Source organism: Streptomyces sp. CB01580, assembly GCF_001905795.1.
Lineage (GTDB): Bacteria > Actinomycetota > Actinomycetes > Streptomycetales > Streptomycetaceae > Streptomyces.
Genome location: NZ_LIXJ01000002.1, coordinates 422,821 through 435,381, shown reverse-complemented (window position 1 = coordinate 435,381; position 12,561 = coordinate 422,821). Strand labels below are relative to the sequence as shown.

Here is a 12,561-nt window from a genome sequence, read left to right as displayed (position 1 = left end):
TACGAGCCTCAGCCCGGCGGCGCGTACAGCGCGTACGCACAACCCCGCCCCCGAGTCGCAGCGCGCAGTACCCCCCACAGCGCATGCATGAACAGCGAGCCCGGACCGTCCACCACGGTCCGGGCTCGCTGCCGTATGCACCGCCGGAACCGGCGCACCTCTGCCGAACGGGACTACTTGTGGGACCGGACCGGGATGTCGAGGACGACCTGGGTGCCGCGCCCGGGCGCCGGGATCATCGCGAAGGTCCCACCCAGCTCCCCCTCGACCAGCGTCCGCACGATCTGCAGGCCCAGGTTGCCGGCGCTCTGCGGGTCGAAGCCCTCGGGCAGACCGCATCCGTCGTCCTGGACCGTGATCAGCAGCCGCTGTTCGGCGGAGGGGCCGCCGCGCACCGCGGACACGTCCACCGTGCCGTGCTCGGCGAGCGTGAAGGCGTGCTCCAGCGCGTTCTGCAGGACCTCCGTGAGAACCATCGCCAGCGGCGTGGCCACCTCGGCGTCGAGGATGCCGAAGCGCCCCGTGCGGCAGCAGGTGACCTTGCCCGGAGAGATCTCCGCGACCATGGCGATGACCCGGTCGGCGATCTCGTCGAACTCCACCCGCTCGTCCAGATTCTGAGACAGCGTCTCATGAACGATGGCGATCGAACCGACGCGCCGCACCGCCTCGTTGAGGGCCTCGCGCCCGCGGGCCGAGTCCATCCGCCGGGCCTGGAGCCGCAACAGGGCGGCGACGGTCTGGAGGTTGTTCTTCACCCGGTGGTGGATCTCCCGGATGGTGGCGTCCTTGGTGATCAGCTCCCGCTCGCGGCGGCGCAGTTCGGTGACGTCCCTCAGGAGGACCAGCGAACCGATCCGGACACCCTTGGGCTTGAGCGGGATGGCCCGGAGCTGGATCACTCCGCCCGCGCCCTCGACCTCGAACTCACGGGGCGCGTAGCCACTGGCCAGTTTGACCAGCGCCTCGTCCACCGGCCCCCGGGACGGGGCGAGTTCGGCGGTGATCGAGCCCAGGTGCTGGCCGACCAGGTCGGAGGCGAGACCGAGGCGGTGGTACGCGGAGAGGCCGTTGGGGCTGGCGTACTGCACGACGCCGTCGGCGTCGAGCCGGAGCAGGCCGTCGCCGACGCGGGGCGAGGCGTCCATGTCGACCTGCTGGCCGGGGAACGGGAAGGTCCCGGCGGCGATCATCTGGGCCAGGTCGGAGGCCGACTGCAGATAGGTGAGCTCCAGCCGGGACGGCGTGCGCACGGTCAGCAGGTTGGTGTTGCGGGCGATCACGCCGAGGACCCGGCCCTCCCGGCGCACGGGGATCGACTCCACCCGCACCGGGACCTCCTCGCGCCATTCCGGGTCGCCCTCGCGCACGATCCGGCCCTCGTCCAGCGCCACGTCGAGCATCGGCCGGCGACCGCGCGGCACCAGGTGGCCCACCATGTCGTTCTGGTAGGAGGTCGGTCCCGTGTTGGGCCGCATCTGGGCCACGGACACGTAGCGGGTGCCGTCGCGGGTGGGGACCCAGAGCACGAGGTCGGCGAAGGACAGGTCGGAGAGCAATTGCCACTCCGAGACCAGCAGGTGCAGCCACTCCAGGTCGGTGTCACCGAGGGCTGTGTGCTGGCGGACGAGGTCGTTCATGGAGGGCACGTGTGCGAGCGTACCCGCGCTCGGGGCATGGTTCCGAACCGGACGACGCCGTCGTACGTGGAAGGAAACGGGCCCGTGGAATTGCCGTGCTCCGATGGATGGACAGGGACGAATGGTCTAGTCCACAATGCTGGGGACAGAGCTTCCGCCCTCCCCGCACAGGAGAGCGGATCGAGGCATCCGCGCTCTCTGCCCTGACCGCGCGGGCGCCTCTCCCGGCCGACGGCACCGCACACCGCCGGCCGAGCGGGCCGTCCGGTGGACGGTCACATTCCGGGCTGCGGTGCCGGACGGGCCGAGGGTCCCGTCCTGGCGCCGCGGCCCGCGGGTGTTTCCGGGCCCCGCGGCCCGCCGTGCTCCCCGCGACCCGCGCGCTCCCCCGGGGCCGACATGTGAGCGGGTCCGGGTGATCCGGGCCGGCGTCAGCGGGTCTCGGTGATCTTGGACAGGGCGCGCGGCGCGTCAGGGTCCTGACCGCGCGCGATCGCCACCTCGTACGCCAGCCTCTGCAGCGGCAGGATCTCCAGCACCGGCTGGACCTCCTCGGCGACCCCGGCCGTCGGCAGTACGAAGCCCGCGGACGCCTCCGCCACCCGCGCCTCGGGGCCGACCACGACGAGATCCGCGCCCCGGGCCCGCAGCCGGTTCAGGACCGGGCGGAGCGCCTCGCCGCCCCGGCCGCCGGTGACGACCGCGATCACCGGGGAGACGTTGTCCACCATGGCGAGCGGGCCGTGCAGCAGATCGGCGCCGGAGTAGGAGAGGGCGGGGATGTAGCTGGTCTCCATCAGCTTGAGCGCGGCCTCCTTGGCCGTCGGGTAGCCGTAGCCGCGCGAGGTGATGACCATGCGCTCCGCGAAGCGGTAGCGCGACGCCAGGGCCCCGACCTCCTCGCGGCGGGCCAGGACCGCCTCGGCCGTCTCCGGCAGGACCGCGGCCGCCGCGCCTTCGCCGCCGCGCAGGCCCTCCACGAAGAGATAGAGGGACAGCAGGGAGGCGGTGTACGTCTTGGTGGCCGGGAGGGCCCGCTCCGGGCCCGCCAGCACGTCGATGTGGTACTCGGAGACCGCGGCGAGCGGCGAGTCCGGGTTGTTGGTGACGGCCAGGGTGATCGCCCCGGCCTCCCGGGCCGCCCTGGTGGAGGCCACCAGGTCGGGCGAGCTCCCGGACTGGCTGACGGTGACGGCCAGGACGTCCGCGAGCCTGGGCTTGGCGCCGTACGCGGTCGTGGTGGACATCGAGGTCAGACCGCAGGGCAGGCCGAGCCGGATCTCCAGCAGGTACTTGGCGTAGAGCGCGGCATTGTCCGAGGTGCCGCGGGCGGCGAGGAGGACGAAGCGCGGCTCGCGCGCCGCGATCTCGGCGGCCACCTCGCGGATCGCGGGGGCGCCCCGGTCGAGGACGCGCCGCAGCGCCGCGGGCTGCTCGGCCATCTCGCGGGCCATGATCCGGCCCGGTTGCTCGCTCTCCGCGGCCGAGGACGTGGCTGCCATGTCGAGTGCCTCCCGGTCCTCCCAGGAGTGTTCCGATACGGCCCCTGTTCGGGAGACGTTCCCGTGCGCAGGAGACGCCTCCCGAACCAGTCGAACACGGGGGCGCGCAGGCCCGCCAGCGGGACGCGGCCGGGACGGGCACGGCCGCCCCCGTCCACGCCGTGTCCACGCCTTGTCCACGCCGTGTCCGCGTCGCCCGCTTCTGCTAGATTGGGAACTTGATTGGTCTATACCACCTGATACCACTCTTCAGATCGGCAGGCCCAGCGTGGAAGTTGTCATCGTCCCGGACGCCAAGGCAGGCGGCGAACTCATCGCGGAGGCCATCGGCGCCCTGCTGAGCCGCAAGCCCGACGCCCTTCTCGGCGTTGCCACCGGCTCGACCCCGCTGCCCATCTACCGCGCGCTGACGGAGAAGGTCCGCTCCGGTGCCCTGGACGTCTCGCGCGCCCGCATCTGCCAGCTCGACGAGTACGTCGGACTGCCCGCGGGCCACCCGGAGTCCTACCGCTCCGTGGTGCTGCGCGAGGTCGTCGAACCGCTCGGCCTGCCCGAGGAGTCCTTCATGGGCCCCGACGGCTCCGCCGAGGACATCCCGGCCGCCTGCGAGGCGTACGACAAGGCGCTCGCCGAGGCCGGCGGGGTCGACATCCAGCTCCTCGGCATCGGCACCGACGGCCACATCGGCTTCAACGAGCCGTGCTCCTCGCTCGCGTCCCGCACCCGGATCAAGACGCTCACCGAGCAGACCCGGATCGACAACGCGCGCTTCTTCGACGACGACGTCTCCCAGGTGCCGCATCACGTGATCACCCAGGGCATCGGCACCATCCTGGAGGCCCGTCACCCGATCCTGCTCGCCACCGGCGAGGGCAAGGCGGACGCCGTGGCGCAGACGGTGGAGGGGCCGGTGGCCTCGATCGTGCCGGCCTCGGCGCTGCAGCTGCACCCGCACGCGACGGTGGTGGTCGACGAGGCCGCCGCCGCCAAGCTGAAGCTGGCGGACTACTTCCGTGCCACGTACGCGACGAAGCCGTCCTGGCAGGGGCTGTAGGACACACCGCGGCCCGGCCGGAAACGTCAGGAGGCCCGGAGCACCCACCTCGGGTGCTCCGGGCCTCCTGGCATCCGGACCGGCACGGCCCGCGCGAACGGACGGCCCGCGCGGGCGGACGTCGTGCGGGACCGGGGGTGGTGCTGCCCCCCTCCCCGCACCACGCCTCGGCTCTCAGTCCTCCGTGCCGCCCCGCGCGATGATCTCCGCGGCCGCCTGCCCGCAGACGCGGGCGGCGCCGTGCGTGGCGATGTGCAGGGCTCCCCTGGCGGGTGCCTGCGGGACGCCCATCTCGACCACGACCGTGTCGGGGCGCCGCGCGACCAGGGCGTCCAGGGCCTCGCCCATCCAGGCGTGACGGTGGGCGTCGCGGACGACCACGACGATCCGCCGCTCCCCCGCCGCCCGCACCACGGCGCCCGCGGGCTCCTCGGTCTCGCCGTCGTACGTGCCCGTCCGCGTGCCCGGCACCAGCCGGTCCAGTTCGGCGGCCACGCCCCAGGGCGTCTCGTCGCCGACCGCGATGTTCGACGCGGAGGTGAACGAGGCGACGTAGGCGGGCGCGGTCAGCGGCTCGGCGGAGCCGGTCACGCGCACGGCGCGGCGGGCGGCGACCAGGCCGATGCCGGAACCGGCCGCGGTGCCGGGCGCGATCCCCTCCTGCGCTGCCGCGCCCGGCTCCGAACCGGCCCCCTTCGCCGCCCGCGTCCAGGACGCGAGGGCGCGTACCCGCGCGGCCGCGTCCGCGAGCCGCTCCTCGGGGAGTTCGCCGTTGCGCACCGCCGCGACCAGCGCGTCGCGCAGCCGCAGCACGGTGCCGTCGTCCTCCAGGCCGCCGCCGACGCACAGCGCGTCGGCGCCCGCGGCGATGGCGAGGACGGAACCGCGCTCGATGCCGTAGGTCCCGGCGATGGCCCGCATCTCGACGGCGTCGGTGACGATCAGGCCGTCGTAGCCCAGTTCCTCGCGCAGCAGACCGGTGAGGATCCGCGGGCTGACCGTCCCGGGGCGGTCGGCGTCGAGCGCGGGCAGCAGGATGTGCGCGCTCATCACGCACTTGGAGCCCGCCTCGACGGCGGCGCGGAAGGGCACCAGCTCCCGGGCGTGCAGGGTCTCCAGGTCGACGTCGATGCGGGGCATCGCGTGGTGCGAGTCGACGGCGGTGTCGCCGTGTCCGGGGAAGTGCTTGGTGCAGGCGGCGACTCCGGACGCCTGGAGGCCCTCGATGTACGCGGCGGTGTGCCGGGCGACGAGCTGGGTGTCGGCGCCGAAGGCGCGCACGCCGATGATCGGGTTGTCCGGGTTGGAGTTGATGTCGGCGGACGGGGCCCAGTTGAGGTCGACGCCGCACTCGGCGAGCCGACGGCCCAGCTCCTGGGCGACCGCGCGGGTCAGGTCGACGTCGTCGACGTACCCGAGCGCGAGGTTGCCGGGGAAGGAGGAGCCGGTGCGGACCTCCAGCCGGGTGACGTCGCCGCCCTCCTCGTCGATCGCCACGAGGAGGTCCTCGCGCTCGGCCCTGAGCTGGGTGGTGAGCGCGGTGACCTGCTCGGGCGTCTGGACGTTGCGGCCGAACAGCGCGACGGAGGCGAGCCCTTCGTCGACCCGGCGCAGCACCCAGTCCGGGGCGGTGGTGCCGGTGAATCCGGGCTGGAGGACGGCGAGGGCGTCGCGGGTGAGGGTGTCCGTGGCAGAGGTCAGGGTGGTCATGAGGCAGCGTTATCCCTTCACGGCGCCGTCGGTGAGGCCGCTGACGGCCCTGCGTTGCAGGAAGACGAAGAGGATGAGGATCGGGACGGCGAAGATCGACGCCGCGGCCATGGTGGCGCCCCAGTCGTTGCCGAACTGGCTCTGGAACTGCGAGAGCCACAGCGGCAGCGTCTTGGCCTCGGGGTCCTTGTTGAGGATCAGGACCAGGGGGAACTCGTTCCACGCGGTGATGAAGCCGAAGAGCGAGGTGGCCATCAGTCCGGGCGCGAGGAGCGGCAGGATCACCTTGACGAAGGCCTGCGGGCGGGTGCAGCCGTCGACCATGGCGGACTCCTCCAGCTCCTTGGGCACCGCGGCGACGTAGCCGCGCAGCGTGAGGAGCGTGAAGGGGAGCACCATCATCATGTAGAAGAGCGTCAGCGGGACCAGGCTGTTGAGCATGTCCGCGTCGCGCACCAGCATGTAGATCGCGATGACCATGACCTCCCAGGGCGCCATCTGGGCCACCATGAACGTCACGATCAGGCCCTTGCGTCCCCGGAACCGCATGCGCGCCACGGCGAACGAGGCGAAGAGCGCGAGGAACAGGGAGAAGATCACCGCGAGCAGGGTGACGGTCAGCGAGTTCCGGACCAGTGTCCAGAAGTGCTCCACGCCGACGGCCTTCTGGAAGTGCTCGAAGGTGATCTCGGTGGGGAACCAGACCGGGGTCTCGGTGATGATGTCGCCGGTGGGCTTGAAGGCCGTGGTGAACATCCAGTAGACGGGGAAGACCAGCCCGACGAACAGGATGACGGCAAGGGCGTTGGGCCAGACACGGCCGAACAGCGAGCGCTTCACAGCTCGTCCTCCTCTTGCTTGAGAACGATGCGGAGGTAGTAGGAGGTCAGCCCCAGCATGATCAGGATGGTGAGCAGGGAGATCGCGGCGCCCATGCCGTAGTGCTGGTTGCCGACACCCTCGACGAACGCGTAGATCGGCAGCGTCTCGGTGAGGCGGGTGGGTCCGCCCTGGTTGATGATGTAGATCTGCGGGAACGCCTTGAAGACCCAGATGACTTCGAGGAAGGTCGTGGCGTAGAGGAAGGGCCGCAGGAAGGGCATGGTGACGGAGGTGAAGCTCTTCCAGGCGTCGGCGCCGTCGAGCGAGGCCGCCTCGTACAGTTCCTTGGGGATGGTCGTGGTCGCCGCGTAGAGGTTGATCGCGACGAACGGGATCGACTGCCAGACGATCATCAGGGTGACCACGAAGAACGTGGAGAACTGCGATCCGGTCCAGTTGAAGTCGGCCATCGAGTGCCAGCCGAGCTTGTCCAGGACGTAGTTGACGACCCCGAAGCGCGAGGCGAACAGCCACTGGTACACCGTCGAGGCGGCCACGATCGGCATGGCCCAGGCGAGGATGAGCCCGAGCATCAGGGCGAAGCGCATCTTCTTGCCGAGGCGGGCGAGGAGCAGGCCGATGAGGGTGCCGAGCACCATGATCAGCCCGACGTTGACGGCGGTGAAGACGATGGTGCGGAGGGTGACTCTCCAGAAGTCCTCACCGGTGAGGATCTCCTGGTAGTTCTTGAAGCCGTTCCACTCGGTGACATGCTGGATGAGCTGCCCCATGTTGAGGTTCTGGAACGACAGCAGGATGTTCTTCACCAGGGGATACCCGAGGAAGACCGCCGTCACCGCGAGCGCGGGAACCATCAGCAGGTACGGCGCGGCGCCGGCACCCACTCTCCGCTTTCTGTCCCCGTGCTGCCCGACGGGTGGTGTCCCGCCCTGACCGCGGACCGCGGCCGTCTTGGCCACGTCCGAGGGATCGGTTTGCACTGCCATGCTCGCCATCTCTTCCAACAAAGCCCTACACGGAACGGCGCGTACGGCCGGGGCGGCGGGTGGTGACCCGCCGCCCCGGCGCGGGACGCGTGACTGCGACTACTGCTGCTGGCTGAGACGCTTGTTGAGCTCGCCCTCGACCTGCTTGGCGGCGTCGGCCGGCGACTTGCCCTGCAGGACCAGCGTCATGTAGGTCTTGATCGGGTTCGGCGGGTTCTCGACCGGCGCCCACTCCGGGATCAGCGGCGTGGTACCACCGGACTTGGAGGCGGCCGGACCGGCTGCCTCGGCCGCGGGCTGGCCCACGGTGTACTTCTGCATGGCGTCGTTCTTCGGAGACCAGCCGACCTCCTTGATGAGCGCGCCGTCGTTCTTCTCGGAGAGCGCGATCTTCAGGAACTCCTTGGCCAGCTCCTGCTTCTTGCTGCCCGCGGCCACGGCGAGGTTGGAGCCGCCGAGGAACACGCCCTCGGGCTTGTCCGCGGTCTCACCGGGGATGGTGAAGAAGCCGATGTCGTCCTTGATGGCGGGGTTGGCCTGGATGGCGGTGCCGGCCTCGTAGCCCATCGCGATGATGGCACCGGTCTTGCCCTTGGCGAAGACCTCGGCCTGCTGCGGGGTGGCCTCGTCCTTGTCCTTGGGCGCCTTGGAGTAGGACTGGTACTGCTTGTAGACGTCCATGGCCTCGGCGACCTTCGGGTCGGCCAGGTTGGAGACGTACTTGTCGCCTTCCTTCTTGACCGGCGAGACGTCCTTGCCGACGAGCAGGCCGTCGAAGAAGTACCAGTTCTGGCCGGGCAGGTAGACGGGCTCGGCGTTGCCCTTCTCCTTGATGGCGTCGAACGCCTTGAAGAGGTCGGCGCGGGTCTTCGGCGTCTCGGTGATGCCGGCTTCCTTGAAGACCTTCTTGTTGTACATGACGACGCGGTTGCCCACGTACCACGGCAGGGCGTACTGCTTGTCCTCGTAGACGGAGGGCGCGTTGACGCCGTCGGCCCAGGCGGAGCCGATCTCCTTCTTGAGGTCACCGAGCTCGGCGAGGCCGCCGGTCTTGGCGTAGGCCGGGGTCTGGGTGTTGCCGATCTCCAGGACGTCCGGCGGGTTGGACTCGGAGAGGGCCGTCGTGACCTTCTGCTGAATACCGTTCCATTCCTGGACCTCGATCTTCAGCTTGGCCTTGGTCTTCTGCTCGAACTCCTCGGTGACGGCCTTCGTCCAACCGGGCGGGTTCGATCCGGACATGGTCCAGACGGTGAGCGTCTCGCCCTTGTAGCCGTCCGCACCGGCCTTCTTGCCACCCTTGTCACCGTCGTCCGACCCGCACGCCGCGAGGCCGATCATCATGCCCGCGACGCCGATCGCCGCGATGAGCTTGCGCTTCACGCCAAACCCTCCTCAGGGATACCGCAACCCCGCCCACCACCGCGAAGACATTCGACGATTACTGCTGGGGCTGGACCTGGTCTTTAATGGTTTAGACCAGTACCCGGAGCTTGGCCTAGACCTTTATGGGTGTCAAGGGTGTATAAGAGGTGCACTCGCGTCCGTTATAGGACCGACATCTAAGGGAGGGCGACGACCCGTGACCGGACCGTGCCACCATGTGAGCCGCGACAGACGGAGGAACCGGTGACGGCAGCAGCGCAGCAGTCGGGAAGGCGGGCCATGGGCGCCGGCGGGGGCAGTGCGGAGAACGAGACGGGCGCGGCCACACGGACGGCGCGCGTCCCGAAGTACTACCGCCTGAAGCGGCATCTCCTCGACATGACGGACACCATGCCGCCGGGCACCCCCGTGCCGCCGGAGCGCACCCTGGCCGCCGAGTTCGACACCTCGCGCACGACCGTGCGCCAGGCGCTCCAGGAACTGGTTGTCGAGGGACGGCTGGAGCGCATCCAGGGCAAGGGCACCTTCGTGGCCAAGCCGAAGGTCTCGCAGGCCCTCCAACTCACCTCGTACACCGAGGACATGCGTGCTCAGGGACTGGAACCCACGTCCCAGCTACTGGACATCGGCTACGTCACGGCCGACGACACGCTCGCCGGGCTGCTCGACATCACGACCGGCGGCCGGGTGCTGAGGATCGAGCGGCTGCGGCTCGCCAGCGGGGAGCCGATGGCGATCGAGACCACCCACCTTTCGGCCAAACGCTTTCCGGCGCTGCGCCGTTCGCTGGTGAAGTACACGTCGCTCTACACCGCGCTGTCCGAGGTGTACGACGTCAGGCTGGCCGAGGCCGAGGAGACCATCGAGACCTCGCTCGCCACCCCGCGCGAGGCGGGGCTGCTCGGCACGGACGTGGGTCTGCCGATGCTGATGCTGTCCCGGCACTCGCTGGACGGGAGGGGCGAGCCCGTGGAGTGGGTGCGGTCGGTCTACCGGGGCGACCGGTACAAGTTCGTGGCGCGCCTGAAGCGGCCGATGGACTGAACGGTCCCGAGCGTGGGCGCCCGCCGGGTGGTTCGACGGTCCGCGCATGTCCCGGTCGGCGAACGGTCCGTGCGCGAGCGCCCGCCGGGCCACGCACCGCGCGACCGTCCCGTCCGCGCGGGCGCCCCGCCCGGCCCAGCCCGTCCTCATGGTCCCGCCGGCCCGCCCGGCCCTCCCGACCGCCCCCGTGGAACGTGCCTCCACGGGGGCGGTTCGCATGTCGCGTGCCCCCCAACTCCCGTACGTCTGGCCATATTCCGAATATGTGCACCCACCCGCGGAACCGATTCCGGGCGGAAATGCGATCAGGGGGGTGACGGTGACCGAACCCCTCCCCTAGATTTCCTGCGCGTCGCAGCAGGTGATCAGCGAGGGGACGGAGTCGCCGCATGACAGCAAGCCCGAAGGACGTGTCCGCAAGCCCGGACGGGAGGCCGCCCGCGATCACGCCGGTACGGGTGGTCATCGCCCTCTGTCTCGTCGCGCCGTTCGTCGCGATGCTCTGGGTGAGTTCGTACGCGAAGGTGGATCCCGCCTTCATCGGTATCCCCTTCTTCTACTGGTACCAGATGCTCTGGGTATTGATCTCCACCGCGCTCACGGCCGTCGCCCACAAGCTGTGGCAGCGCGACCAGCGCGCCCGCAAGGGGGGTGACCAGGCGTGAAGAACGGTGTGAACGGCGTCGCGCTCGGCGTCTTCGTCTTCTTCTTCGCGGCCGTCACGGTCATGGGCTTCCTGGCGGCGCGCTGGCGCAGGGCCGAGAACGAGGCCAGCCTCGACGAATGGGGCCTGGGCGGACGGTCGTTCGGCACCTGGGTCACCTGGTTCCTGCTCGGCGGCGACCTGTACACCGCGTACACCTTCGTCGCCGTTCCCGCGGCGATCTACGCGGCGGGCGCGGCGGGCTTCTTCGCCGTGCCGTACACGATCCTGGTGTATCCGTTGATCTTCACCTTCCTGCCCCGGTTGTGGTCGGTCTCGCACCGGCACGGGTACGTGACGACGTCCGACTTCGTCCGCGGGCGCTTCGGCTCGAAGGGGCTGTCGCTGGCGGTCGCCGTCACCGGCATCCTCGCCACGATGCCGTACATCGCGCTGCAACTCGTCGGCATCCAGGCGGTGCTGGACGTGATGGGCGTCGGCGGCGGCGAGAACACGCACTGGTTCGTCAAGGACCTGCCGCTGCTGCTCGCGTTCGCGGTGCTCGCCGCGTACACCTACTCGTCGGGTCTGCGAGCCCCCGCGCTGATCGCGTTCGTCAAGGACGGCCTGATCTACCTGGTCATCGTGGTGGCGATCGTCTACATCCCGATCAAGCTGGGCGGGTTCCACGACATCTTCGCCGCCGCCCAGGAGAAGTTCGCCGGCCCGCCCGGCGGGAAGCCGACCGGCGCCCTGGCGCCCGGCGAGGCGAGCCAATGGGCTTACGCCACCCTGGCGTTGGGCTCGGCGCTGGCGCTCTTCATGTATCCGCACTCGATCACGGCGACGCTCTCCAGCCGCAGCCGTGACGTGATCCGGCGCAACACCACGATCCTGCCGCTGTACTCGCTGATGCTGGGCATGCTGGCGCTGCTCGGCTTCATGGCGATCGCCGCCGGGATCAAGGTGGAGAACGGGCAGCTGGCCATTCCGCAGCTGTTCGAGAACATGTTCCCCGACTGGTTCGCGGGCGTCGCGTTCGCCGCCATCGGCATCGGCGCGCTGGTGCCCGCCGCGATCATGTCAATCGCGGCGGCGAACCTCTTCACCCGCAACATCTACAAGGACTTCCTGAAACCGGACGCGACCCCGCAGGAGGAGACCAAGGTCTCCAAGCTGGTGTCGCTGCTGGTGAAGGTCGGGGCGTTGGCCTTCGTCCTCACCATGGACAAGACGGTCGCGATCAACTTCCAGCTGCTGGGCGGGATCTGGATCCTCCAGACCATGCCGGCCCTGGTCGGCGGCCTGTTCACCCGCTGGTTCCACCGCTGGGCACTGCTCGCGGGCTGGGCGGTCGGCATGGTGTACGGAACGGTCGCCGCGTACGGGGTCGCCGGCCCGACCCAGGCCCACTTCGGCGGATCGTCCGCGAAGATCCCCGGCATCGGTGAGATCGGTTACATCGGCCTGACGGCGTTCATGCTGAACGTGGCGGTGACGGTGGTGCTGACGTTCGTCCTGAACGCGGTGAAGGCGCCCGCCGGCGTCGACGAGACCTCCCCGGCCGACTACACCGCGGACGCGGGCGACCCGGGTGTCCGGGCGGAGCTGCCGCCGGCCGTACCCGAGCCCCCGAGCGCGGCGGCGGCTCCGGGCGGCGGCCACTGAGGACGACCGCTTCCACGGCTCGGATCGAGCGGTCACCGACCGCTCCCCGCGCGTCCGGAACGGGTCGGCCACCGCCCCCGGCGTT

Annotated in this window: 10 protein-coding genes; 4 read left to right on the top strand and 6 right to left on the bottom strand. The window is 70.2% G+C overall.

The window, feature by feature from the left end; genetic code table 11:
- Positions 1–173: 173 nt before the first annotated feature.
- Positions 174–1,640 carry a sensor histidine kinase gene (locus AMK22_RS04405; RefSeq protein ID WP_073781875.1) on the bottom strand — a complete coding sequence of 489 codons (1,467 nt, stop codon included), beginning with the start codon at positions 1,638–1,640 and terminating at the stop codon, positions 174–176.
- A gap of 431 nt (positions 1,641–2,071) precedes the next feature.
- Complete coding sequence (locus tag AMK22_RS04400; protein ID WP_073781874.1) at positions 2,072–3,142, bottom strand: SIS domain-containing protein; 1,071 nt, start codon at positions 3,140–3,142, stop codon at positions 2,072–2,074.
- Between the two features lie 268 nt (positions 3,143–3,410).
- Here AMK22_RS04400 and nagB point away from each other — a divergent pair, with 268 nt between their 5' ends.
- Positions 3,411–4,196, top strand: coding sequence for a glucosamine-6-phosphate deaminase (gene nagB, locus AMK22_RS04395; protein WP_073781873.1), 786 nt, complete (start codon positions 3,411–3,413; stop codon positions 4,194–4,196).
- A gap of 174 nt (positions 4,197–4,370) precedes the next feature.
- Here the strand turns inward: nagB and AMK22_RS04390 are convergent, their stop codons facing one another.
- The 4 genes from AMK22_RS04390 to AMK22_RS04375 form a co-directional block, all read right to left on the bottom strand.
- Complete coding sequence (locus AMK22_RS04390; protein WP_073781872.1) at positions 4,371–5,906, bottom strand: glycoside hydrolase family 3 protein; 1,536 nt, start codon at positions 5,904–5,906, stop codon at positions 4,371–4,373.
- A 9-nt stretch (positions 5,907–5,915) separates the two neighbouring features.
- Positions 5,916–6,746 carry a carbohydrate ABC transporter permease gene (locus tag AMK22_RS04385; RefSeq protein ID WP_073781871.1) on the bottom strand — a complete coding sequence of 277 codons (831 nt, stop codon included), beginning with the start codon at positions 6,744–6,746 and terminating at the stop codon, positions 5,916–5,918.
- Complete coding sequence (locus tag AMK22_RS04380; protein ID WP_079185922.1) at positions 6,743–7,735, bottom strand: carbohydrate ABC transporter permease; 993 nt, start codon at positions 7,733–7,735, stop codon at positions 6,743–6,745. Before AMK22_RS04380 ends, AMK22_RS04385 begins: the two co-directional genes overlap by 4 nt.
- A 99-nt stretch (positions 7,736–7,834) precedes the next feature.
- Positions 7,835–9,118: an extracellular solute-binding protein gene (locus AMK22_RS04375; protein ID WP_073781870.1), complete on the bottom strand. Its 1,284-nt coding sequence runs from the start codon at positions 9,116–9,118 to the stop codon at positions 7,835–7,837.
- A gap of 282 nt (positions 9,119–9,400) precedes the next feature.
- Here AMK22_RS04375 and AMK22_RS04370 point away from each other — a divergent pair, with 282 nt between their 5' ends.
- The 3 genes from AMK22_RS04370 (at position 9,401) to mctP (ending at position 12,476) form a co-directional block, all read left to right on the top strand.
- On the top strand, positions 9,401–10,165 hold the full coding sequence (locus tag AMK22_RS04370; RefSeq protein ID WP_073781869.1) for a GntR family transcriptional regulator: 765 nt from the start codon (positions 9,401–9,403) through the stop codon (positions 10,163–10,165).
- A 389-nt stretch (positions 10,166–10,554) separates the two neighbouring features.
- Entirely contained in the window at positions 10,555–10,830 is a 276-nt protein-coding gene (locus tag AMK22_RS04365) for a DUF3311 domain-containing protein (protein WP_073781868.1), read from the top strand.
- Positions 10,827–12,476 carry a monocarboxylate uptake permease MctP gene (gene mctP, locus AMK22_RS04360; RefSeq protein ID WP_073781867.1) on the top strand — a complete coding sequence of 550 codons (1,650 nt, stop codon included), beginning with the start codon at positions 10,827–10,829 and terminating at the stop codon, positions 12,474–12,476. Before AMK22_RS04365 ends, mctP begins: the two co-directional genes overlap by 4 nt.
- Positions 12,477–12,561 lie beyond the last annotated feature (85 nt).

Excerpts from the sequence above, each read along its gene's own strand:
- AMK22_RS04405 (WP_073781875.1), bottom strand. The coding sequence starts at position 1,640 with ATGAACGACCTCGTCCGCCAGCACACAGCCCTCGGTGACACCGACCTG.
- AMK22_RS04400 (WP_073781874.1), bottom strand. The coding sequence starts at position 3,142 with ATGGCAGCCACGTCCTCGGCCGCGGAGAGCGAGCAACCGGGCCGGATC.
- AMK22_RS04390 (WP_073781872.1), bottom strand. The coding sequence starts at position 5,906 with ATGACCACCCTGACCTCTGCCACGGACACCCTCACCCGCGACGCCCTC.
- AMK22_RS04380 (WP_079185922.1), bottom strand. The coding sequence starts at position 7,735 with ATGGCAGTGCAAACCGATCCCTCGGACGTGGCCAAGACGGCCGCGGTC.
- AMK22_RS04370 (WP_073781869.1), top strand. The coding sequence starts at position 9,401 with ATGGGCGCCGGCGGGGGCAGTGCGGAGAACGAGACGGGCGCGGCCACA.
- AMK22_RS04365 (WP_073781868.1), top strand. The coding sequence starts at position 10,555 with ATGACAGCAAGCCCGAAGGACGTGTCCGCAAGCCCGGACGGGAGGCCG.